Genomic DNA, 24,292 nt, shown 5'->3' with positions numbered 1-24,292 from the left:
GTTAAAGCTTCTTGAAAATACTCAATCGCTTGTTTGTCAGGACTGCTAAGGCCTTCTATATTTGAGTCGTCCAGTACTGTAGATATTTTTTTTATTGGTATAAATTTTTCTTTGTCGGTCAATTTAATACCATATAAACGCTTAGGAGCATATCGGCTAGATTCGTAAATAGTAGTTTCCGTGACCAAATGTTTAATTAACCTTAAACAACCCTCTAATGTATAAGTTTGTGATGCTAGCCAATCTGTTACTATTGATTCTTCTCCCCAGTTGCTCCATCGATATAAAAATGAAGCTAAGTGCTCATTCGACATTAGTTCATCTGGAGAATTTTCTGACATATCATTTAGTTTGTTGACAAACTCTTCCTTCATATTGTTGAAAACTGCGTCACTTAGTACCAGATTATGGCTTTTATCCTTTCGGCGGCTTTCATCTGCAATCAGAATTCCTTCAACAACTACTAATGCCGAAGAATCTTTAAAACAATCAAAAACTAAAGAGCTTCTTTCTTCGATACACTCTATTCTGCGAAGGTATTGAACCAATATTCGTTCAAGATGGTCAATAGTTCTAATAGAAGCTAAGCCAGTTAGAGTTTCTTTCTCTAACATATCTCCTATGTCTATAAGTGCTCTCACATATTCGTACTTATTGATCAATGGGACTTCCACACTAAATGATTCAAAGTCGTACAAAAACTGTTTAAGCAATCCATTCTTTTGTAGCTGGAGTAGTCTATTCAAAAAAACTTCTCTGTCAGAAGTTAGACTAATTATTTCTTGAATGTCTGAGTGAGAGATTTGTCCAAGAGGTACTGAAAACTGAAAGTATTTATTAAAGTGTGAATCGCAGCAAATTCTTAAGTCAGTTATGAAGCTTCTTTCTTCAGCTTCAGATATGTTTCTGTTCTCTCCTAAGGCGGTAGTGATGTTTGGGAATAGCTCTTTAAGTATCTGCTTAACAGCTACTAGATTTTTTATATCTGGAGCTGACAAAATCAAATCAACAGCAGATTCAATGATTTTATCTCGTTTCGAAGTATTCAAATGAGGACGGGAGGTAAGCTCATCTTTTGTTCGTGATATCTGATTAAACACTGATGGTTCGAAAACTCTCAGACATTCCATTGCAATCAAGTCTACCGGATTGACTTCAATCTCTTTGCCTTTGCTGACTAAAGAGTACTGAAAAGATAAAGTTGAAGTGAAGCGATAAATGTTTCTTAAATTATCAAAGTAATGATGAAGGGATGTGCTGAATAAATGTATCCATCTGTCCCTATTGAATAGTCTATTGGCGGAATCATGCGTACCTACTATTTCATTTATTCTTGTCTCTAATATGTCATGAATCCGGCTTATCTCAATTTTAGGTATGTCTATAGGAATTTGTACAATTTTCTCTAAGAAGTCTCGGCCATTTTGCGGGCCATCATGAAGTTTATTCTCTACTATATCTTTTTGAAAAATAAGAATGAAAATTAAGTTTGGAAACTCTGAATTAGCTTTGACTAATTGGATAACCATTCTTAATTGCTCACTTGTGAGCCTATCCAAATCATCAACAACAACGATGATCGGACAGTTTCGTTTGGATAGCAGTTTCGTTAGTTCACTTCTAACATCATCTAGGCTTTGTTTATTCTTTTCTGCTTGTAGTTTATGGCTCTTTGAAATGCTACGGAGAATTTTTCCTCCCCATGCACAACTTGCTCCTACGACTGCAAGTAAAGCAAAAAGAACATTGACTACGCTACCTCCGAAGTATTCACTTAGCAAGTTTCCGCCAAAACCAGCGGAAGCCATTAGAATGAGGACAATAGGAAATGATGCAGCAATCCCTTTTGCTGCTAGTTCACCAGTGTTTAAGTATTGGCCATACCTTTCATAAGTTCCCGCTAGAGCTTTACTATTTTCGTCTTTGCTTTTTCGGCCTATAGAGTTTGAAATTTCGCTAAAAAAAGTGGATGTGATTTTTTCTTGTGCCGCCCATTCCCATGGGGAAAACTCAACAACATCAATTTCCTGCGTGTCGTCTTCTAGTAATTTGGATATAGCCATATTTTTAATTGAAGATTTACCAGACCCCCAATCACCATTTAGAGATATAACCAAGCTTTTGTCGCTGCGCCACTTAGATAGCATTTTTGACAGATCATTAGCAAAGTCTGTGCGATCAAGCAGGTCTTCACTACTATCTTTTATAGGTTGGTCATTCACGATTCCACGATGGCTATCTACATCCATATAGAGTCTCTTTATATTGATATTCTGATGGTTTAACACGATGACTTAATTTTACTCAAAGAATTTAGTAAGTCTTTATTCTAAGAAGCTCAACAGCTCAGTTTTATTCATTAGATTTGTTTAAGTTGTGGTCAAAATGTGGACATCAATGAAAAAGACCTTAGCTAAAAAACAGCTAAGGCCTTGTTAAATATGGCGCTCCCGATAGGATTCGAACCTATGACCTGCCCCTTAGGAGGGGGCTGCGCTATCCAGCTGTGCCACGGGAGCTTGAGCCCTATGATACTCAATTATCGGAAGAAGTTAACACCCAAATACACGAATTAGATCTGTTTGTTCATTACATCGCCAATTTGTACGCTTGATGCCATATCTTGTTGATCAATGGTGAGTTCCGCGCCTTTGTCATACACTCTGGAGACGGTAAGGGTAATGTTTGTCTGTGAGACTTTTGTCCTTGGTAATCCATTTTGGTCGATAAATGAGCTGGTGTGCCACAGGCGCAGTTTATCACCCGTTTTTACCCCATGGACGCGGCCTAAGTCGATGGTGACTTTATCACCAAATTTGGCTACAACTTGAGGTAGGGTGATTTTACACGCTAACTCAGACTCAAGATCGAGCATAATATTGCGGCTGACCCTTAATAACATGTCACCGTAAGTGGAGGCCCAAAAACGCGCACTCTTCGTGTCTATTTTACTGGTCTTGGCGAACGTCCACATCGCGACTTCTCGGTATTTCTTGCTAAAGATTTCATGACCAGTTTTTCCATCGTAAACTTGAATATCGACGGCGAACTGTCTGTTTATCACATCATCTTGAAGTATTTTTTTATCTATCGTTGCGGTTAGATCAGTGATTTCACCGCTAATCAAATACTGAGCGCCAGTGTCTTGAGAAATCATTTGAATTCGAGTGGGATCATCTTTGCTGATGGCGTAGTCAGTGGTGCCAACAGAAATGAAGCTCATCGACTGATCATTGAGTTGATTATCGATGATTTTAGTAAAGTCATCGCCTACTTCGTAAATTTGGCCCATAACGGCTTGCTGAGGTGAGACGACATCGATGTTGCTTAGTAGTGTGGTTTTTTTGTATTGATCGAAGTGGCAACCTGTTGCCGATGGATAAATATCGATATGAATATGGGCATACATGATTTTGTTTCTAGTGATATATCGGTCGACCAAAATGTAGCGAATTTCGCTGTTAGCAAACTGATATTCCTTTTTCTCGGCATGCAGCAATGGCCGAATATTACTAATGCTGCCAATATCAGCGCCAGAAAAGCTTACCGCTCGATAAATGGCATCTTCTAACGCATGTAATTTCGCCATTTCTTCTGACAATACCACGGTTGAAGTGCCAGTTACCTCATACCAGTTTGCCTGTGCCGTGCTAGCAGGGACCAGTGAGTAACACATTGAAACTAAGATCAATAGAATCTTTTTCATAACGCTTTATCCAGTTGGGTACAGATTTTGCTTAACTTATTTCAGTGGTTCTAGACACAGCTTTTATAAACCTAACAGTAAATGTGAAAGCAATTAATGTTCCAGATATTGAAAACCTGGAACAACGTGTCTTAGAAAATCTGGAGATGAAGAGAATGAAAAGATGGCTAATGTACATACCTGTGGTCTTTTTGACCGCATGTGCCTATGCCCCGATATATAACGGTAAAGAGCCGTATAACGGGTCACAGTTTATGTTGATGGAAAGCCCTCGCCACACTTTAGACTTTTTCGTCGAAAGTATGACGGAAGATTTGATGGTGTCGAATACGAGTGTATCGGCACGAACGCCAATCGCGGTGACTTCCTTTGTGGATCTGCAAAATTTAGATGCGACCAACTGGCTTGGAAACTCCATGTCCGATGGGTTTATCCATCAATTTCAACGACGTGGTTTTAAAGTCGTGGACTTTAAAACCACAGGGTCAATTCAGGTGACGCATCAGGGAGACTTTGCATTTAGCCGTGATTGGAAAGACTTAGCTCAAGAGCAAGAGATCCAATATGTGTTGACTGGAACAATGCTGCGTCAAGAAGGTGGCGTTTTGATTAATGCACGGGTGGTCGGGATGCAGTCACGTATTGTTGTTGCTTCTGCGCAAGGCTTTTTACCTGCGGATCGAATTGGTCGCGACTTGGATACACTCAACAGTATGCGCACAGAAGATGGTGTAATTATTCGCTCTGATCCATCGATCAAGCAGCCATACACTGTTATTTTGCGCCCATAGGAGCCATCGTTATGAAAAATATTATTCTTGCAGCGGTGATGCTGGTTCTTGTTGGATGTCAGCCATTGACGGCTATCCGTCAAGATAACTGGTTAACAGCGGTCGGTTACGCAAGCATCAGTGAGCAAAAAGGGCGAACTTCTGAAGAGCGACAAGTACGTGCGATGAGGGCATCGAAAATCGATGCGTATCGAGAACTCGCTGAGCAGGTCTATGGTATGCGTGTCAGTGGTAGGGCTGACTTAAAAGACCAACGCTTAGGTATGGAACTGACGTCGGGCTCTGTAGATGGCATTATTCGTGGGGCGGAGGTAGTTCGTGCTTATAAGGTTGGAGACAGCTACGTGACTGAGCTAAGGTTAGATGTTAATAAAATGAGCAAGTTACGAAGCTATGGAGAAGTAACGCAAGTCCCAGAGAATCGACAGCAGACGATTTTTTAGCTGGGCGTCGACTAGTTAACATGCTTTCACATACTTGATAATTTCACACTCCAGTAAAAAGCGGCAAACTCTATTTGCCGCTTTTCTTGTTCTAGGGCTCGATATAGCATTAGCTGGAGTTTTGGCTTAAATAAGCAGAGATCGTTTAGGCTTTAATATTGGTTCCAAGTGTGGAAATGGTTTGCGCCTGACCGCCGGAGTCATAGGTCATGCCAATTTTTCCTTGGCTTTGCTGCATGAGGTTATTCAGTTTATTGAAGCTTAACTGAGCTCGTTTTAAGGCTTCGCCGTTGACTAAATTCGCTTGTTGGCAGTCGTGTATGATAGAGCGGATCTGATCGATTTTACTGGAGATGTCTGCATTATCTTTTTGTTCAGAAATATCGGGGTGGGAGCCGATGCGTTGATCGGTCGTATTGAGTTGTGAAATTAACTCAAGTTTTTTGTTTGCAAGGTTCTCAATATCTTTGGCAATTCGGGTGGCAATGGCTACTTTCTCTTTCTCGAGCAGGGCGGAAAGATCGTTTGCATTTTTAAGTTGAAACTCTAGTAAACTGTCCAATGCTGCCATGATCTACTTATCCATTATCATCAGAATGGCCGCGAAGCTCTTTTTCAAACTTCATCAGGTTATCGGCAAGTTTTTCAGGATCAACGGTGTAAGAGCCATTGGCAATAGCTTCTTTAATCGCAGCCACTTTGGCGCTGTCAAATGCAGGCTTTGCCGCCATTTGATTTTGCATTGCACCAATCTCTTTGCCTTGTCGGCTAAGAGACACAGCGTCTTCGTTTGTACCTGAAGCGCTCTTTTTTGCCTCATCAGCACCCTTCGATGAACCGGCATCGGTGCGAGAAGAATTTCTCGTTGAGGATGATGTCATCGATTGGCCAGAGCGTATGTTATCTATACCTGCCATATAATAAGCCTTTTGCTAAAATCAGAACCTGTACAGTCAATATCGACACTGAAAGGAATAACTTTAGTACTTTTTTCTTGACAATTCATCTATATGAATTATTTACGTCACCTCAAGACTAAAACTGTACGGTTACTTCAGCGATTCCAGTCACTCTCCCTACAATTATACGGTTGGATTTGTTATTTTTCACTTTTATCTGCTCACCTTGTGAGCCATCTGTTAAAGCTGTGCCCTTTGTCGTTATCGCCATACCGTTGTGAATGGCCTTAATTACCACGGTTTCATTTCGACAAACTACACAAATATCACTACTTTCAATCGCTTCCCCTGCTCGTATATTTCTTTTCAGTTTTGCGCCTAAAATTCCACTAGGTGAAGAAAAACCTTGGCGACGCTGTTTGAGTAAATCCACCATCCCGACGGTAACATCCGAGTTATTGAGAATTTGGCCACGATCAAGGTTATGTTTTGCAACCACTTGAGGGCCAGTTAAAGTCAACCGAACTGGGACATAAACTCTCCAGTTGTCACTTGGGCAAGAGACCAGCACGGTAATATTGCTTGCCGCCGGGTTTTTGGAGTTGGAAGAGGTGGATAAAGGCTCGGGGCAATTGGATGCTCGTATTCTAGAATCTATGCTGGCAGCATGAGCGGTTAATTGGGTGCCAGGTTCTGATTTTACCGTCCTTAATACATGTTCTTGTGCAGCTTTTTGAATATCGATTATCTGTTGTTTTGTCGCGGAATAGCTACTCGAACTAAATAAAACGCAGAAAAAGGTGACAGATAGGTAAAAAACTTTCAAGAAAGCTCTACACTTAGAAATGGACAAAGGATATGAACGTATAGTTAAGTCGAACATTCTATTTCTCTGGTTTAACTTCGCCAAAATTTAGACTATCACTTTTATTATACAAGTTTTGAGATGGAGATGAGCTTATGTCGGGTATTCTTGATTCGGTGAATCAGCGTACGCAACTCGTTGGTCAAAATAGATTGGAGCTTTTAACCTTTCGGTTAATGGGGACTCAGCGCTATGGCATCAACGTCTTTAAAGTCAAGGAAGTGCTTCAGTGCCCAAAGCTTACCTCTATGCCCAACTTGCATAGTCTAGTTAGAGGTGTGGCTCACATACGTGGCCAAACGGTCTCAGTAATCGACTTGAGCATGGCAATTGGTGGGCGACAAACTCAGGATGTTGAAAAATGTTTTGTGGTCATTGCCGAGTTCAACAGAACAGTTCAAGCATTCTTGGTGACCTCTGTTGAAAGAATTATCAATATGCACTGGGAAGCGATTCTGCCTCCACCAGAAGGAGCAGGGAAAGGGAATTATTTAACTGCAGTCACAAATATTGATAACGAATTGGTTGAAATTCTCGATGTTGAGAAAATTCTCGCTGAAATAGCACCGATAGATGAAACAATGGATAGTGCTATTGGAGACGAAATTGCCCAGTTTGAATCAGAGAAAGAAATTGTTCGTCGAATATTGATTGCCGATGACTCTACGGTGGCACGTAAGCAAGTAGAAAGAGCGATTAAATCACTTGGCTTTGATGTTGTAGCCGTTAAAGATGGCAAAGAAGCTTACGATAAACTTCTAGAAATGACACAAGATGGCAGTATTTATGACCAGATTTCCCTGGTGATATCCGATATTGAAATGCCAGAAATGGATGGTTATACCTTAACTGCTGAAATTCGTCGAAATCCAGATTTGAAGAATTTATATGTCATCCTTCACTCGTCGCTTAGTGGCGTATTCAACCAAGCAATGGTTGAAAGGGTGGGAGCGAATTCTTTCATAGCGAAATTTAATCCAGATGAATTAGGTAACGCGGTTAAAGCCGCAGTGAGCGAATAAGAGACCTTAATGACAGCGATCACTATAAGCGATCAAGAGTATCGCGATTTTAGTCGTTTTTTAGAATCCCAGTGTGGCATAGTGCTTGGAGACAGCAAACAGTATCTAGTTCGTAGTCGCCTTAGCCCTTTAGTCGGTAAATTTGGCTTGGGGTCATTGTCCGAATTGTTGCGCGATGTGGTGACTGGGCGAAATAGAGAATTGCGCGTTTCTGCCGTAGATGCAATGACGACAAACGAAACCCTATGGTTTAGAGACACCTATCCTTTTAGTGTCTTAGCCGACCGATTATTGCCAGAAGTGGCGGCAAACAAGCGCCCAATCAAAATCTGGTCTGCTGCCAGCTCGTCTGGACAAGAGCCCTACTCCATTGCGATGACCATTTTGGAAACGCAACAAAAGCGCCCTGGGATGCTATCCAGCGCTTCTGTCACTGCAACGGATATTTCCGCTAGCATGCTCGATATGTGTCGTGAAGGTGTTTATGACAATCTGGCACTTGGTAGGGGCTTATCTCCAGAGCGCCGGCGTACCTTTTTTGAGGATGCCGGTGATGGGAGAATGAAAGTTAAGGACAACGTTAAACGATTGGTCAATTTTCGGCCGCAAAACTTGATGGAAAGTTATAGCATGCTTGGCAAGTTCGATATCATTTTTTGCCGCAACGTCCTTATCTACTTCTCTCCCGATATGAAATCACAAGTGTTAAATCAAATGGCTGGGAGCCTCAATCCGAATGGTTATCTATTGTTAGGGGCATCGGAGTCTTTAACTGGGCTGACAGACAAATTTGAGATGATACGCTGCAATCCAGGGATTATATATAAGCTCTTGTGATGGAATTAGTTATGCTTCAGTTTCTGATTAGCCTAGTGTTATCGCTAGGCTTTTTTGTCTCTATTACTTTTTCAGCTGCGCAGATAGGCGTAGTAATTGCTTAGTTCATATTATCAATAAATATGCAGTCATTTTTAAAGTTGGTATGCATATTGCTTTTAAATTTACCAGTAGAAAGAATTTTTAAGTTGAGGCGGTTATGGCGATTTCTTTTGACAACGCACTAGGCATTCACCAATACACGGTGGGAGTACGTGAGCGCAATGCTGAGGTCATATCCACTAACATTGCTCAGGCGAATACTCCCGGGTATAAGTCAAGGGGAATGGACTTTAGGAAAGCATTGCAAGCGGCAACATCCGGTGCGTCGATCTCGCTAAGCCGAACCGATGGTCGGCACATTCCTGCCTCTTTTTCCGTCACCGGAGAAAAGCTATATCGAATTCCAACCCAGCCAGATACCGGAGATGGTAATACTGTTGATGTCGATTTAGAGCGTAACTTGTTTATGCAAAACCAAATTCGTCATCAAGCTTCGTTGGAATTCTTAGGTAGTAAATTTAAGAACTTAACTAAAGCGATTAAAGGGGAGTAGATTAGATGAGCTTATTTAATGTATTCAATGTAACGGGTTCTGCAATGAGTGCTGAGTCGGTTCGTTTAAACACTACTTCTAGTAACTTAGCCAATGCGGACAGCGTATCGAGTTCGGCAAAAGATACTTATAAAGCTCGCCATGCGGTATTTGGGGCTGAGCTAAATAAAGCGAGATACAATCAGGATGACAATGTGCCGGTCAAAGTGTTAGGCATTATAGAAAGCAATAAACCTTTGACTGCAGAATACAATCCCGATCATCCTCTGGCTAATGAAGAAGGCTATATTTATAAGTCTAACGTCAACGTTATGGAAGAAATGGCGAATATGATTTCTGCCTCTCGCTCATATCAAACCAACGTTCAAGTAGCGGATGCCAGTAAACAGATGTTGCTGCGAACGCTACAGATGGGACAGTAAAGGAGTTAGCGTATGGCTGGTATTGATAATCTTGGTCAAAGCGGCTTGTCCTATATTGATCAACTGAAGTCTCTTCAGGACAAGAACAAGCCAGATGAGACGACGGGTAAACAAGATTTAAAACAAGAAGACTTTCTGTCCTTGTTGACCAAGCAATTGGCGCAACAAGACCCATTTAAGCCGGTAAGCAACGACCAAATGATTGCGCAGATGGCATCATTTGCAACCGTGGATGGTATCGGCAAAATGAATAATCAATTTGAAAACTTGAATGCTTCAATGACCTCAAACCAAGCTTTGCAAGCCTCCACACTAGTTGGGCGTGATGTTTTGGTCCCCGGCTCTGCTGGTGTGAAACAAGCGAACTCAGGCATGGCAGCAATGGTGAAACTACCGCAGTCCATTAGTAACTTGATGGTTCGAGTGGAAAATGAAGCAGGACAATTAGTAAGAACATTCGATGTCGGCTCAAAGCCTACAGGCGACAACCGAGTCGAATGGGATGGTAACGATGATAACGGTAATCCATTGCCAGCCGGCAGATACAAGGTGAGAGCCTCAGGTATGGCCGATGGAGAAAACCAAGAGTTCCCTGTATCGACGTATGCTAACGTCAACAGTGTGCTGCTTGGTAAAGGCGATGGAAATGTACTGCTCAATCTGGCTGGTTTTGATTCACCAGTTCGACTTGCTGAAGTACTAGAAGTTGGCAAAGCGTAATCACGCTAGCTAGAGAGGAGATTTTAATATGTCATATGTAGCGTTAAGTGGACTTTCCGCAGCACAACTGGATTTGAATACCACCAGTAATAACATTGCCAATGCAAACACATACGGTTTTAAAGAGTCGCGGGCGGAGTTTGGAGATGTGTATTCAAACTCTCTATTTACTCAGGCAAAAACGACTCCGGGCCAAGGTGTACAAGCTAATATGGTTGCTCAGCAGTTTCATGAGGGCTCGAGTATCTATACCAATAATCCCATGGACCTTCGTATTGCAGGGACGGGTTATTTTGCGGTGGCAAAAGATCGCCTAGTACCACAGCAAAATGAGCTGACTCGAAATGGTGCCTTTCACCTAAACAAAGACAACTACATGGTGACCTCCGCCGATGAGTTTGTATTGGGCTATCAGGTCAACAAAGATACAGGTGATGTGTTGTCGTACGAGCCGAGTCCACTATCGATCCCGGCAGAATTTGGTAAGCCTAAAGAAACTTCTACTATTGAAGCTGGATTTAACTTGCCGGCGAATGGTGAATTGAAAAACCCAGCCTTGTTTGATTACACAGACCCAGAAACCTATAACCGTTCAACATCTTCAACGATTTATGACTCTATGGGTTCATCATACAAGCTCACCGCGTACTATTTAAAAGATCAAAATGCGGCCAACACGTGGCAGGCTTACTATACGGTCACGGATAGTGAAGGTGAAAAGCCCATTAACATTGTCGGTGGTGATGCAACTGCACCACTTACTGCGCAAACAGGCCATACGTTGAAATTTAATAACGATGGCACGCTATCAAGTATCAACGCGGGTAACAATGTGGTGTCAGAACCGCTAGGTACCGGTGCAGTACCAATTAACCTAAACGGTGCGGACGACAATCAAACGATTGCTTTTGGTTTAGACTCTGCGACACAATTTGCCGCCCCATTCGAGTTAACTAGGTTTGACCAAGACGGTGCCACAACGGGCTTCTTAACCAAGGTCGATTTTGATGAAAGAGGGAGTGTACTGGGGACCTATTCAAATGGTCAGAACATTATCCTCGGCCGACTCGCATTGGTTCGCGTGGCCAATGATCAGGGCCTAGATAAGAAGAGTGGTACCCAGTGGGATGCAACTCAGTTCTCCGGTCATAAGATTTGGGGCGAATCTAACAAAGGATCGTTTGGTTCGGTCAGCAGTGGTACATTGGAACAATCCAATATCGATATGACTCAAGAGCTGGTGGATCTCATCACGGCTCAACGGAACTTCCAAGCCAACTCACGTTCGTTAGAAGTGCACAACCAGTTGCAACAAAATATCCTGCAAATACGTTAACCCATTTGGCTTAACGCTAAGCGGCAGAGAAACTCACCCCCCAGGCAAACATTTGCTGAGTTTCTCTGCCGCTTTTACTTTTCTTCTCAATCAATATTCCTCAATTTCTTTTAAAAGCTATCCTATCTTGTTGAAAGTTAAATAAATATAGTTTTGGCATATGAATTGCTTTACTTGAAATAGATAGTCAAGGGAGAGCCGTTTTATGGATCGTGCAATGTATTTAGCAATGAGTGGCGCTAAGCAGAATATGCAGGCGATGCAGCTTAGAGCAAATAACCTCGCTAACGTAAGCACCACAGGGTTTCGAGCGGATTTAGAACAAGCACGCTCAATGCAAGCGTACGGTGATGGGCTACCAACTCGTGTGTTTAGTATGACCGAACGCCCAGGGCACAACTTTGAACAAGGCAGTGTGGTGACAACGGGGCGAGATCTGGATGTCACGGTCCAAGGAGATGGATGGATATCGGTCCTCGATGCTGCTGGAAAAGAAGGCTTAACTCGTAATGGCAACTTGAAAATTACATCGGAAGGATTGCTAGTGAATAGCAGAGGACATGCGGTTCTGGGTGAAACAGACGCACCGATCACCTTGCCGATTCCTGTTAGTAAAGTTGAGATAGGTAATGACGGCACCATTTCCGTACTGCCTCAGGGTGCGCCAGCCGATGCCATTGAAGTTGTGGATCGAATCAAACTCACCAAGATCGATAACAGCACACTTTATAAAGACAGTAATGGACTATTTCGTTCTAAAGATCCCAATGCAGTTTACAACGCTGATGCCACTATCAAATTACTAACCGGTGCCATTGAAGGCAGTAATGTCAACGCCATCGGTGAAATGACGAATTTAATTGATTTACAAAGGCAGTTTGAAATGCAGGTCAAAATGATGAGTACTGCTGAAGATATGGACAAGTCATCCGACACGTTATTGCGGATGGGCTAAGTAGAGGTTTAAGGAGAAAATCATGCAACCAGCATTATGGGTAAGTAAGACAGGCTTAGACGCTCAGCAAACGAATATTGCTACGATATCCAATAACTTAGCTAACGCCTCAACCATTGGCTTTAAAAAAGGTCGAGCTGTTTTTGAAGATCTTTTCTATCAAAATATCAACCAGCCGGGGGCTCAATCTTCGCAAAATACCGAGCTGCCGAGTGGTTTAATGCTAGGAGCGGGCTCTAAAGTAGTCGCGACACAGAAAGTGCACACCAATGGTAATGCGCAAACTACGTCTAACTCTCTCGATATGATGATTGAAGGGGACGGTTTTTTTCAAATCTTAATGCCAGACGGCAATATCGGCTACACCCGAAATGGTCAGTTCACCCTCAATGGTGAAGGTACGATTGTGACCTCAGGCAGTGGTTATCCGCTGCAACCCGAAATAGTGGTCCCTGACAATGCAATTTCCATTACCGTAGGCACAGATGGTGAAGTCTCGGCAAGGGTGAGAGGGCAACAAGATAATCAAGTCCTAGGGCAAATTACCACCACCGATTTCATTAACCCAGGCGGCTTAGAGCCGATTGGGCAGAACCTGTATTTACCCACAGGGGCCAGCGGCGATCCACAAGAAGGTGTGCCAGGGCTGGATGGGTTTGGTGATATTCGCCAATCCATGTTGGAGACATCCAACGTCAATGTGACCGAAGAGTTGGTGAATATGATAGAAGCGCAACGAGTCTATGAGATGAACTCAAAAGTCATCTCCGCTGTAGATAAAATGCTGAGCTTCGTTAACCAGCAATTATAACAAGGCAGTGAGGTAGGGCTATGATTCGCATAATAGCATTAATGATCATTACGACGTTGTCAGGTTGCGCTCTCATTAAAGGGCCCATTGAAACGCCGGAACAAATAGCTGGTACCACAACCGTGGATGCGGTTGAGGGTGACAAAGCTGAAGAAGAAAGTCGTTCTGGAATCGTGGATACCTTGCGTAATCGTACTGACCCTATTGCGGGCGATCCTGCCTGGGCGCCTATTCACCCCAAACATCAGCCTTCGCACTACATAGCGGAAACGGGATCATTATTTAGCACCGTTGGGGCAAACAGCTTGTACGATGATTCGAAACCAAGAGCGGTGGGAGACATCATTACGGTCACGTTAGATGAAAACACCAAAGCGGCAAAAAGCGCAGATGCGGATTTGTCTAAAAGTAATGATGATTCTATGGACCCATTAAGCGTGGGCGGACAAGAGCTTAAGATTAAAGATTATACCTTCTCTTACAGCTTAAAAAGCGACAATAAATTTAAAGGAAGCTCTGCGGCCAATCAAAGCAATAGCCTAAGTGGTTCGATTACTGTGGAAGTCATTGAGGTTCTCGCTAACGGCAACTTAATTATCCGTGGAGAGAAATGGCTAACATTGAACACAGGTGATGAGTACATACGCCTGAGCGGCACTATTCGCCCAGACGATATCACCTTTGAAAACACCATTGCATCTAACCGTATCTCTAATGCCCGAATTCAGTATTCAGGTACAGGGACAAATCAAGATATGCAGGAGCCTGGATTCTTGGCACGATTTTTCAATGTTGCCTTGTAGTGCCGAATTAATGGCATGCAGTGTGTAGCAAGAAAGTAGGGAAAGGACTCATGAGTAAACATTTAGTAGCGATATTAATAGGATTTCTTACCCTGTTTTCCGTTCACGCGAATGCCGCTCGAATTAAAGATGTCGCAGAAGTTGCTGGTGTGAGAAGCAACCAACTGATTGGATATGGCTTGGTTACCGGCCTTCCAGGTACTGGTGAATCAACCCCCTTTACCGATCAAAGCTTTAACGCCATGCTAGAAAGATTTGGCATACAATTGCCCCCAGGCACCAAACCCAAAACGAAAAACGTTGCCGCCGTCATTGTGACTGCTGAGTTACCACCGTTTGCGAAGCAGGGACAAACCGTCGATGTCACGGTATCATCGATTGGCGCGGCGAAAAGCTTACGTGGAGGAACCTTAGTGCAAACCTTCTTAAAAGGGGTCGACGGCAACATTTATGCGGTTGCGCAAGGCAATTTGGTGGTCAGCGGCTTCAGTGCCTCTGGTGCGGATGGCTCTAAGCTGGTGGGTAACAACCCCGCTGTTGGCCTGATTTCGCGAGGCGCTACGGTGGAAAAAGAAGTCCCTACACCGTTTGGCCGCGGAGATTACATTACCTTTAACTTAGTCGATCCAGACTTTACCACTGCCCAGCGTTTGGCCAATACGGTTAATGATTTCTTAGGGCCTAATATGGCATCGGCGGTGGATTCGACTTCGATAAAAGTACGTGCGCCAAGAGATATTAGTCAACGGGTCGCCTTCATGTCTGCAGTGGAAAATCTAGAATTCAAAACGGCAGATGGCGCGGCAAAAATTATCGTCAACTCTAGAACCGGTACCATTGTCGTTGGTAGCCATGTTCGTCTCAAACCTGCGGCGGTGACTCATGGCGGTATGACGGTAGCGATAAAAGAGAATTGGAAAGTTAGCCAGCCAAATGAGCTGGCTGGCGGTCAGACGGTCGTGACGCCGGACACAGATATTCAGGTCAAAGAAGAAAAAGGCAAAATGTTTAAGTTTGCCCCTGGCCCCACTTTGGATGAACTGGTTCGAGCGGTGAACGAGGTTGGTGCCGCCCCGTCTGATCTTATGGCAATACTTCAAGCGCTGAAACAAGCAGGCGCTATTGAAGGCCAGTTGATTATTATCTAAGGAGTACGGCTGTGATAGATAATGGTAATGACATTGGTTTTATTCATGATCTTGCTAGTTTAGATAAATTACGCCAACAAGGTGTGAGTGGTGACAAAGATAGTGAGAAGGCTGCGCTAACGGCGGCCGCCAAGCAATTTGAAGCGATTTTTACTTCGATGCTCTTTAAGTCAATGAGAAGTGCTAATGCGGCCTTTGAATCCGACATGACCAACAGCAAAAATGGCCAATTTTATCGTAATATGCTCGATGAGCAGATGGCGAGCGATTTAAGCTCTTCCGGCTCCTTAGGGCTGGCGGATATGATTGTGGCTCAGTTGAGCAAAGGTCAAATAGACAATCAAGATGCGAGCAACCGCGTGTCGAATTTTGACGATGTGATGAAAAAAGTGCATCAATACAATCAACGCTCTGATGGCACTGCCTTTGAGAATAATGTACCGCTTTCACCTGTTTCGCAAACAGACGTACGCGACGTGTCGCCATCTTCTTTTGATTCGCCTAAATCCTTTATTGCATCCATGCGACCATATGCGGAAAAAGCAGCACAAGCGCTCGGGGTCGATTCTTCTTTGATCCTCGCTCAAGCGGCGTTGGAAACGGGATGGGGACAAAAAGTGGTGCAAAATGCTCGTGGTAGCAGTAATAACTTATTCAATATAAAAGCCGATAAAAGCTGGCAAGGCGACAAAGTGTCCACTCAAACTCTAGAATATCAAGATGGAATGCCAGTAATAGAGAAAGCGGCATTTCGCTCGTACGACAGCTATCAAGACAGTTTTAACGATTATGTGCGCTTCTTGAACAATAACCCTCGATACTCTGCAACGCTTGAAAATCAGAACAACTCGGTAGACTTTATTCATGGTATTCATCAAGCGGGATACGCAACTGACCCGAATTATGCCGACAAGGTGTTAAACATTCAGCAACGAATCAATAGAATGAACTAGCGCTCTCGGCGCTAGCTCTTCTTGATTTCATATCTTAATTTCATCCTATCTTATTGATATTAAAAACTAACTCATAAATCTCATCCAACATTAACCCCAATGGCATAATTTTTGCTGGATAACTTAATAGATTCAGTACCTACTGACTGTGCAACACTTTTGGGGGCAATATGTCATCGGATATTCTGAATGTGGGGTTACAAGGTGTCCTCACTGCTCAGAAACAGCTAAATACCACAGGTCACAACATTACCAATGTGAATACCGAAGGTTATAGCCGTCAATCCGTCGTTCAAGGCACTAACATGCCGAGACAATACGGAGGAGAGACGTATGGCATGGGCGTGCATGTGGAAAAAGTTCGCCGCTCTTGGGATCAGTTTGCCGTCAATGAGCTGAACCTTTCCACCACCAACTTTGCTAACAGAAAAGACGTTGAGGAAAACCTCACCATGCTAATGAGCATGCTGTCTTCGGTGGCCTCGAAAAAAATTCCAGAGAACTTCAACGAGTGGTTTGATGCCGTGAAAACACTGGCAGACAGCCCAAATGATGTCGGAGCAAGAAAAATCGTGCTTGAAAAAGCCGAGTTAATCACCAAAAGCCTCAATGAATTTTATGAAACCATTCGTCGTCAGTCGGCAGTAGCAAATAATAAACTAGACCTCGGGATTGAGCGTGTTAATCAGCTTGCCCTCGAACTACGCGACATGCAGCGTTTAATGATGCGAACGCCAGGCCCGCATAATGACTTGATGGACGAACACGAGAAGTTAATTGCCGAGCTTTCTGAATACACTAAGGTAACGGTGACACCACGCAAAAGTGCCGATGGCTTTAACATATTGATAGGTAATGGGCATACGCTCGTGTCTGGCACCGAAGCGAGTACCTTGAAGTTCATCGATGGGTACCCTGATGTGCATAGACGCCGCCTTGCCATGATAGAAGGGAAAAGCGTAAAAGCGATATCCAGTACCGATATTGATGGCAAGCTGGGTTCAATGCTCGACATGCGTGACAAAGAGATCCCGTTATTAATGGATGAGTTAGGCCGCATGGCTGCCGTATTCTCCTATAAAGTGAATCAGCTCCAGTCACAAGGTTTAGACTTGCGAGGTAATGTCGGCGGTTTGATGTTTACTGACGTGAACTCGGAAATTATCGCTAAATCTAGAGTGGTGACTTACGGTGACTCAACGGCGGATCTTGCCGCTTATATTGAAGACCCAAGCCAAATTAAATCCGGTGAATATTCGCTTAAGTTTGATGGAAGCGATTATACGATTACGCGTCCAACAGGTGAAATGATCACCGTACCTGTCGTGGGTGGCGCTATTTTGATTGATGGGTTAAGAATCGAAATCCGCAATGATTTGGCCAACGGCGAACGAGTGTTAATACGGCCAACCCGCCGAGCTGCGGAGCAAATCAGATTAGAAACGAATGACCCGACAGCCATTGCCGCGCAAAGTTATGAAGCGTCCACCACCTTTGCTCAAGGCACTGCAAAATTTAAGATATTGCAAGCTGGGCAGTTGAGAGAGTTTGAAGTCTTAGTCTCTCCGCTTGGCGATCAATATGTCGTTACAGATACTAAAGGGAAACCTATCACCCAGCCACAAGACTATCCACCCAGTGGGCCGGTGACCGTTCAAGGAACCACCTTTGAGCTCACTGCAGGCGCACTGCCAAACGACAAGTTCACCGCAAACCTAGTACCTTCTGAAGGTGACAACGGTAACTTGCTTAAGATGCAAAGCCTGCAAACGGATAAGACGTTAAATAACAACGAGTCTACGGTATTAGATGTTTATAACAACTTAAGCTCCCAAGTGGGTCTAAAGACGGCAACGGCATCGAGACTGACGGATGTCAGCCGACTAGAAAAAGAATCGGCTCAAGAGCGGATCGCCTCTATCTCTGGCGTAAACCTCGATGAAGAAGCGGCAAACATGATGAAATTTCAACAGACCTATATGGCCTCGTCTCGCATCATGCAAGCTGCTAATGATACCTTTAACACTATTTTGAAGTTGAGATAGGGGAGGTAGAAGGGCATGCTTAATCGAATTTCTAGTTTCCACAACTATCAGTCCGTACAAAATGACTTGAGGCGGCAAGAGGCAAAAGTTCACCACAACCAAGCCCAGCTTGCCTCAGGTAAAAAGCTGCTTTCACCGAGCGATGATCCGCTAGCGTCTCACTATATTCAAGAACTGGGTCAGCAGTCAGAGCAAATTCGTCAATATTTGGATGCCATCGTCCTGGTTCGCAATCGATTAGAAAACAACGACGTATTGGTAAATAATGCCGAGAGCTTTACAGATGAAGCTCGCAGGACATTGATGGAAATGATAAACGGTTCATTGTCACCGGAAGACAGAGAAGCGATGAAGCGTGAGCTGCAAGAGCTAGCCAATAACTTACTCGTGTTGTCCAACATGCAAGATGCCTCAGGTAACTACATATATTCTGGTACAAAGCCAAAGACTCAGCCTTTCTTTAGAGATAACGAAGGCCGGGTGAGCTACAACGGCGATGACTATCAAAGGAAAATGAAAGTTGCCAATAGTCTGGAAGTCACAATTAACGACCCAGGCAGTCATGTGTTCATGGACATAGACAACCCATTTGGTGATTACGAACCTCAATATCAGTTACAAGAAGGGTCTGAATTGTTACTCGAAAGAGCCAGAAATTTAGACCCTAATGATCAGTCTGTTTATACCGTGTCATTCACCAATCTACCCAATGGCAAATTTGGCTATCAACTGGCCAAGGATGGCAGCCCGGTACAATCTGGAGAATATGATTCAGAGGTTGGAATTAAATACAACGAGATGAACATCCAGTTGAAAGGGCAAGTCACACCAGGGGATTCAATGACGCTGGAGCCGAGAAAAACGTTCAGTTTGTTCGATACGTTTAAAGATGCGATTGATTTTTCAACAGGATCGGTATCCGACGCTTCCAATACGGCAAAATTGCAACAACTGGTTCAAGAATTTCATGCTGCCTTTATTCATTTAAATAAAGTGCGATCCGATGTGGGTGCAAGGCTATCCACGATTGATTTCCAAGAAGAGCAGCACGAAGACTTCCAACTGTCGCTGAAAAAGTCCAAAAGTACGTTTGAAGATCTCGACTATGCGAATGCAGTCATCGAGTTTAGTGAAAATGAAAGAGCTTTGAAGGCGTCACAATTGGCGTTTGGTAAAACCAAAGACTTAACACTGTTTAACTACATCTAGTTCATGAATTCGAGTGATTTTATGAATGATTGATTTTTATCTTTGTCGCCATATGCGCTATGCCATATGAGCGAAGAAAACGGTAAGGGAAAGTACCCTTACAAAACGTGACATTGCCGTTAAAAGAAATCGAGGCGGCAATCATGTGTAAGACAAGATAGAAAAAGTGGTTTAGAGATGAAAGTTGTCATTCTAATTGTTTTTAACTTGTTGAATATAAATAGATAGTAATTATTTATATCGTAAACCTAGAAGTTGGCACACTAATTGTATTATTGAAATTAGAGTGAATAAAAACGGCAACTGATTTCATTAACAGTAAAGAAAGTTGCCATACGGTCAGTAACTCCAGATGAGAACAACCTGGCCGCTTCGCAAGGATTTGCGAACTCACTAGGAGTGCAAACTTATGACCATTACAGTAAACACTAACGTCTCAGCATTAACTGCTCAGCGTTACTTAAACAAAGCGACAGGCGATCTGAATACATCGATGGAACGATTGTCTTCAGGTAACCGCATCAATAGTGCAAAAGATGATGCAGCGGGGCTGCAAATTTCAAATCGTCTAACCGCACAGTCTCGAGGTTTAGATGTCGCGATGCGTAACGCCAACGACGGTATATCCATTGCTCAAACGGCAGAAGGGGCAATGAATGAGGCGACGAATGTACTTGTTCGGATGCGAGACTTGGCGCTGCAGTCAGCGAACGGAACCAACTCAGCCTCTGAACGTATTGCTCTAGACCAAGAGTCTCGAGCGCTACAAACCGAGCTAAACCGTATTGCAGAAACCACCTCGTTTGGTGGGCGTAAACTACTTAATGGTAGCTTCGGCGAATCTGCATTCCAAATTGGTGCCAGCTCAGGTGAGGCGATGATTATAAGCTTAACCAGTATTCGTGCCGATGAGCCGATGATGGGAGGCCAGGCATTTATCGCCCAAAATGGCAAAACCGAGAGCTGGGGAGTGGCGCCTACGGCAAGAGATCTCAAGTTCGAGTTTAATGATGGCAATGGTGAGCCGCAGACAATAGAAATCAGCGCTAAACCTGGCGATGACATTGAGGAATTAGCGACGTATATCAATGGTCAAACCCACTTATTTAAAGCATCGGTTGATCAAGATGGCAAACTGCAGCTCTTTTTCGCTGAGCCCAATATTCAAGGTAATGTGAATATTACTGGTGGATTGGCGACGGAGCTAGGGCTGCAAGGTGGTCCAGGACAGCTGACAACAGTGAGAGATATCGATATCACAACGGTAGGTGGTTCTCAAAACGCAGTGGCCATCGTTGATGGGGCGTTAAGGTATATTGACTCTCAGCGAGCAGAGCTCGGTGCGAAGCAAAACAGGCTAAGTCACAGTATAAACAACTTGGCCAATATTCAGGAAAACGTAGAAGCGTCGAACAGTCGAATTAAAGATACGGACTTTGCGAAGGAAACAACGCAATTGACTAAGTCGCAAATATTGCAGCAAGCTGGTACTTCGATACTGGCCCAAGCAAAACAGTTGCCAAACTCTGCATTATCGTTGTTGCAGTAGTGTTAGGGGCCCTCTACTGAATATATTTCAGACGTGGAATATAGTGGAGCTACCTATGGCAAGGGCAGGGTTATCAATGATTATAGAACTCTCTCACTTAACGTTTTGTAATTGTCGTTAATCGTGCATCAGGTCAGCTAGATATGTGTCATTTCTCTTGATCTCCACATTGGCTCTGACCGTCCAATAGCCCCGGTTCTCTCAAAGGAAGGGGCTTTTCTTTTCTCCTTAGGCCACCCAATGAGCTGCGCGGTAAATTGGGTGGTCATCACCCAAATAACGTCTGAATTGTTACTGACTCAATGGATTCATGCTTGATAGTCATGTATGTTGTGTCGCTAGTCTGCTCACTCTCAACCTTGAAGTAACTTGGGTATATACTCAAGAAAACAGTTAGTCGTTGTGACTTCGGGTATTGTACCAGTATGAAAATGTATCGCGTAAAACTGATTAATGAAGAAAACTTTGTCTCCAATAGCTCTCCGAGTGATGTAGAAAGGCACAAAACACTGGTTTCTTATTTAGAGCCGGCATTCAAAAAACTATTTGCAACCGTACTTCCTTGGTGTCAAATACAGAGTTTTAGCTTTTATCGTTTGTTTGATCACTCAAACATCACTGCAGTATCGATAAACCCTGGCTTTGTGCGAACGGTCATGGAAAACATAAAAATCAGTCGTGATATTTCGTTAGATAAAAATGCCATTCGACCTATCTACGATAAATTACAACAAGATGCAAAATATCGCGATGTGGTGTATTCGATATTGCCAACGTTACCGAGTGAGCAAAAATATTTATGCATTGTGTTGGAGTATGACTTAGGGGTGTCGAAAGATGTATTTAGCTTTACTGTATCCTCGAGCAAAGCCATTAAATTGGATCGCATTTACCACGCGTTTCATCAGATCTGCCTGCACTTTTATCAGGTGTTTAAACCGTTTGATCTAAAAATATCTCTAGTGTTAGACGAGCGAGAAACTTGGGCGGGGTCATCGGTTAAATTCTCGCCCTTTGAAAGCTTAGCGAAGCAGTTTGGTTTAACTTCAATTCAAACGACTTACCTAAAGATGATTGGTCTTGGTATGGACATTCCGACTATTTCGCAAACGGCGAATCGCTCTCCTAGAAGTGTAGATAAAGCACTTAGTGCAATTAGAAATAAATTTTCCCTGCAATCTAAAAGTGAATTAAATGCTTATTTGCATATTCACTACAACGATAAATTACAAGATTATTTCGAGTCGATAGACCTTTAATATAAATTTTCCGTGTCTTAGATCTTATTTTAAATTACCTAAAGCCTTAATTGTCTAACATTTTTATTCTTAATTAAAGCCCGCCCGCTTATGTTAGACCTGATTTTTTTAATTTATTTTCAATCACTTATGGTTGTTTTTCTGTATTTTAATTGACGTTTTTGATACCTTGCAACCCCGACCAAAGGGCAAGAAACTTTAGTGGTTTTTATTAAAGTTGTTATAAATGTCATATTACCTGTGCTTTTTAGAACATTTTTTCAGCTGAGGTTTTTTTTTCTTAAAGGATTCCTTCCTGGCGTCGTTAATAAAGATAACTTTGAGAGAACTAATTGGTTTTCCGAGACGTCGGAAACCGCGTGGTACTTTCGATTTATCGGAGAATCAATAGGAGAAAATCACTATGGCAGTGAATGTAAATACAAACGTCTCTGCAATGACTGCGGAACGCTATTTAAATAGCGCTCAGCAGGCTCAGCAGACAGCAATGGAGCGATTGTCGTCCGGTTTTAGGATAAACAGCGCAAAAGATGATGCCGCCGGTTTGCAAATCTCAAACCGTTTAACATCTCAAAGTAGGGGTCTAGACGTAGCCGTAAGGAACGCCAATGATGGTATATCCATCGCCCAGACTGCTGAAGGTGCGATGGCGGAAAGTACAAGTATCTTGCAACGTATGCGGGACTTGTCTTTGCAATCAGCGAATGGTTCCAACTCTCAGTCAGAGCGTGTGGCTTTGCAACAAGAAGTCACCGCGTTGAACAAAGAGCTCAACCGTATCGCGGAAACCACATCATTTGGTGGTACAAGACTACTCAATGGTACCTATGGAACCCAGTCATTCCAGATTGGTGCAAATAGTGGTGAGGCTGTGATACTGAGTATGGCCAACATGCGCTCTGATAACTCAATGATGGGTGGCTTTAGTTATACAGCGGCCAACGCCAAAGACGCGAGCTGGGGAGTGTCTGAAGGTGCGCGTGATATGACGATTGGCTTCACAGACAGTAATGGTGAGGCGCAAACGATAGCCATCACTGCGAAAGCGGGTGATGACATAGAAGAGCTAGCCACTTACATCAATGGTCAAACTGATGCTGTGAGTGCGTCTGTCAACGAAGATGGACAACTGCAAATCTATACTGGTAACAATAAGGTATCGGGCGAACTGGCGTTTTCTGGTGGCTTGGCCAGTGAGTTAGGTATGCAGCCAGGTCAATCGGTTGACGTAGATAACATCGATATTACTTCTGTCGGTGGTGCGCAAGAAGCGGTGGGTATCTTAGACTCAGCACTCAACTATGTAGATAGTGAGAGGGCATCTCTAGGTGCATTCCAAAACCGATTCAACCACGCGATCAGTAACTTAGACAACATTAACGAAAACGTTAACGCATCGAGAAGTCGTATTAAAGATACAGACTTTGCGAAAGAAACCACCGCATTGACTAAGTCGCAGATACTTACACAAGCGTCTAGTGCGGTCCTTGCCCAGGCAAAGCAAGCGCCTACCACAGCTTTAGGGCTCTTGGGGTAAAACGTCGTTAATCAATACATTAACCCAGCTTCGGCTGGGTTTTTTTGATCTTATCGCAACATTAGATATTGAAATAGTTTGTGAGATGCTAATGCAGGAATACAGTAAGAGGTATAGGGAAATGGTGGCTACGACGGGATTTGAACCTGTGACCCCATCATTATGAGTGATGTGCTCTAACCAGCTGAGCTACGTAGCCATTTCTGAAATCTTTGTGAAAAGAGAGTGGCTGGGCTACCTGGATTCGAACCAGGGAATGGCGGCATCAAAAGCCGCTGCCTTACCGCTTGGCGATAGCCCAATAGAGATAGCTTGTTTAAGCTTGTCTCCCTGACGAATGATATAAAATGTCATTCATCAAAATATGGTGCGGAAGGAGAAACTTGA

General features: G+C 43.4%; 23 protein-coding genes and 3 tRNA genes. 18 read left to right on the top strand and 8 right to left on the bottom strand.

The genetic code is table 11. The features are described 5' to 3' along the window. The 3 genes from M9194_RS21070 to M9194_RS21060 all read right to left on the bottom strand — a co-directional run. Positions 1–2,249: KAP family P-loop NTPase fold protein (locus M9194_RS21070; RefSeq protein WP_250614677.1), on the bottom strand; the 2,249-nt coding region annotated here is incomplete at its 3' end. 193 nt (positions 2,250–2,442) lie between these two features. Beyond that, positions 2,443–2,519: transfer RNA gene (locus M9194_RS21065), tRNA-Arg, on the bottom strand. Positions 2,520–2,572: 53 nt separating this feature from the next. Next, on the bottom strand, positions 2,573–3,706 hold the full coding sequence (locus tag M9194_RS21060) for a flagellar assembly protein FlgT (protein WP_250614676.1): 1,134 nt from the start codon (positions 3,704–3,706) through the stop codon (positions 2,573–2,575). A 155-nt stretch (positions 3,707–3,861) separates the two neighbouring features. On the opposite strand from M9194_RS21060, the gene M9194_RS21055 reads away from it, so the two are divergent. Beyond that, positions 3,862–4,497, top strand: coding sequence for a FlgO family outer membrane protein (locus M9194_RS21055; protein WP_250614674.1), 636 nt, complete (start codon positions 3,862–3,864; stop codon positions 4,495–4,497). A gap of 11 nt (positions 4,498–4,508) precedes the next feature. Beyond that, positions 4,509–4,940, top strand: a complete 432-nt coding sequence (locus M9194_RS21050; protein ID WP_250614672.1) for an LPP20 family lipoprotein — start codon at positions 4,509–4,511, stop codon at positions 4,938–4,940. A 145-nt stretch (positions 4,941–5,085) separates the two neighbouring features. Here M9194_RS21050 and M9194_RS21045 read toward each other — a convergent pair whose 3' ends face one another. The 3 genes from M9194_RS21045 to flgA all read right to left on the bottom strand — a co-directional run bounded on the left by M9194_RS21045 (position 5,086) and on the right by flgA (position 6,722). Further along, positions 5,086–5,511 (bottom strand): flagella synthesis protein FlgN, encoded by a 426-nt coding sequence (locus M9194_RS21045; RefSeq protein ID WP_250614670.1) that lies wholly within the window; start codon positions 5,509–5,511, stop codon positions 5,086–5,088. 7 nt (positions 5,512–5,518) lie between these two features. Continuing rightward, entirely contained in the window at positions 5,519–5,857 is a 339-nt protein-coding gene (gene flgM / locus M9194_RS21040) for a flagellar biosynthesis anti-sigma factor FlgM (RefSeq protein WP_250614669.1), read from the bottom strand. A 118-nt stretch (positions 5,858–5,975) separates the two neighbouring features. Continuing rightward, positions 5,976–6,722 (bottom strand): flagellar basal body P-ring formation chaperone FlgA, encoded by a 747-nt coding sequence (gene flgA / locus M9194_RS21035; RefSeq protein ID WP_250614668.1) that lies wholly within the window; start codon positions 6,720–6,722, stop codon positions 5,976–5,978. Positions 6,723–6,799: 77 nt separating this feature from the next. On the opposite strand from flgA, the gene M9194_RS21030 reads away from it, so the two are divergent. The 16 genes from M9194_RS21030 (at position 6,800) to M9194_RS20955 (ending at position 23,905) form a co-directional block, all read left to right on the top strand. Then, positions 6,800–7,726, top strand: a complete 927-nt coding sequence (locus M9194_RS21030) for a chemotaxis protein CheV (protein ID WP_250614667.1) — start codon at positions 6,800–6,802, stop codon at positions 7,724–7,726. Between the two features lie 9 nt (positions 7,727–7,735). After that, a complete protein-coding gene (locus tag M9194_RS21025; protein WP_250614666.1) occupies positions 7,736–8,563 on the top strand; it encodes a protein-glutamate O-methyltransferase in 828 nt (275 codons plus the stop codon). Between the two features lie 199 nt (positions 8,564–8,762). Beyond that, positions 8,763–9,158, top strand: coding sequence for a flagellar basal body rod protein FlgB (gene flgB, locus M9194_RS21020; RefSeq protein WP_250614665.1), 396 nt, complete (start codon positions 8,763–8,765; stop codon positions 9,156–9,158). A gap of 5 nt (positions 9,159–9,163) precedes the next feature. Further along, positions 9,164–9,580: a flagellar basal body rod protein FlgC gene (flgC, locus tag M9194_RS21015; RefSeq protein WP_250614664.1), complete on the top strand. Its 417-nt coding sequence runs from the start codon at positions 9,164–9,166 to the stop codon at positions 9,578–9,580. A 12-nt stretch (positions 9,581–9,592) separates the two neighbouring features. Beyond that, positions 9,593–10,300, top strand: coding sequence for a flagellar hook assembly protein FlgD (gene flgD / locus M9194_RS21010; RefSeq protein ID WP_250614663.1), 708 nt, complete (start codon positions 9,593–9,595; stop codon positions 10,298–10,300). A 28-nt stretch (positions 10,301–10,328) separates the two neighbouring features. Continuing rightward, positions 10,329–11,636, top strand: coding sequence for a flagellar hook protein FlgE (gene flgE / locus M9194_RS21005; RefSeq protein ID WP_250614662.1), 1,308 nt, complete (start codon positions 10,329–10,331; stop codon positions 11,634–11,636). A gap of 205 nt (positions 11,637–11,841) precedes the next feature. Next, positions 11,842–12,591 (top strand): flagellar basal-body rod protein FlgF, encoded by a 750-nt coding sequence (gene flgF, locus M9194_RS21000; RefSeq protein ID WP_250614661.1) that lies wholly within the window; start codon positions 11,842–11,844, stop codon positions 12,589–12,591. A 22-nt stretch (positions 12,592–12,613) separates the two neighbouring features. Further along, on the top strand, positions 12,614–13,402 hold the full coding sequence (gene flgG, locus M9194_RS20995; RefSeq protein ID WP_250614660.1) for a flagellar basal-body rod protein FlgG: 789 nt from the start codon (positions 12,614–12,616) through the stop codon (positions 13,400–13,402). Positions 13,403–13,422: 20 nt separating this feature from the next. Continuing rightward, positions 13,423–14,205: a flagellar basal body L-ring protein FlgH gene (gene flgH / locus M9194_RS20990; protein ID WP_250614659.1), complete on the top strand. Its 783-nt coding sequence runs from the start codon at positions 13,423–13,425 to the stop codon at positions 14,203–14,205. A gap of 50 nt (positions 14,206–14,255) precedes the next feature. Then, the gene (locus M9194_RS20985) at positions 14,256–15,353 is read left to right on the top strand and encodes a flagellar basal body P-ring protein FlgI (protein WP_250614658.1); all 1,098 of its coding nucleotides are present in this window, start codon (positions 14,256–14,258) and stop codon (positions 15,351–15,353) included. Between the two features lie 11 nt (positions 15,354–15,364). Next, entirely contained in the window at positions 15,365–16,306 is a 942-nt protein-coding gene (gene flgJ, locus M9194_RS20980; protein WP_250614657.1) for a flagellar assembly peptidoglycan hydrolase FlgJ, read from the top strand. Positions 16,307–16,476: 170 nt separating this feature from the next. Continuing rightward, a complete protein-coding gene (gene flgK, locus M9194_RS20975) occupies positions 16,477–18,351 on the top strand; it encodes a flagellar hook-associated protein FlgK (RefSeq protein ID WP_250614656.1) in 1,875 nt (624 codons plus the stop codon). Between the two features lie 15 nt (positions 18,352–18,366). Next, positions 18,367–19,560 carry a flagellar hook-associated protein FlgL gene (gene flgL, locus M9194_RS20970; protein WP_250614655.1) on the top strand — a complete coding sequence of 398 codons (1,194 nt, stop codon included), beginning with the start codon at positions 18,367–18,369 and terminating at the stop codon, positions 19,558–19,560. 409 nt (positions 19,561–19,969) lie between these two features. Further along, on the top strand, positions 19,970–21,109 hold the full coding sequence (locus M9194_RS20965; protein ID WP_250614654.1) for a flagellin: 1,140 nt from the start codon (positions 19,970–19,972) through the stop codon (positions 21,107–21,109). Between the two features lie 425 nt (positions 21,110–21,534). Further along, positions 21,535–22,368: a helix-turn-helix transcriptional regulator gene (locus M9194_RS20960; protein WP_250614653.1), complete on the top strand. Its 834-nt coding sequence runs from the start codon at positions 21,535–21,537 to the stop codon at positions 22,366–22,368. A 403-nt stretch (positions 22,369–22,771) separates the two neighbouring features. Beyond that, the gene (locus M9194_RS20955) at positions 22,772–23,905 is read left to right on the top strand and encodes a flagellin (protein WP_250614652.1); all 1,134 of its coding nucleotides are present in this window, start codon (positions 22,772–22,774) and stop codon (positions 23,903–23,905) included. 122 nt (positions 23,906–24,027) lie between these two features. Here the strand turns inward: M9194_RS20955 and M9194_RS20950 are convergent. Both M9194_RS20950 and M9194_RS20945 read right to left on the bottom strand, forming a co-directional pair. Further along, a tRNA-Met gene (locus tag M9194_RS20950) sits at positions 24,028–24,104 on the bottom strand. Between the two features lie 27 nt (positions 24,105–24,131). Beyond that, positions 24,132–24,206: transfer RNA gene (locus M9194_RS20945), tRNA-Gln, on the bottom strand. Positions 24,207–24,292: the final 86 nt, after the last annotated feature.

The sequence above is a fragment of the Vibrio sinus genome, from assembly GCF_023634645.1.
Lineage (GTDB): Bacteria > Pseudomonadota > Gammaproteobacteria > Enterobacterales > Vibrionaceae > Vibrio > Vibrio sinus.
This window is presented reverse-complemented; position numbering and strand designations above follow the sequence as displayed.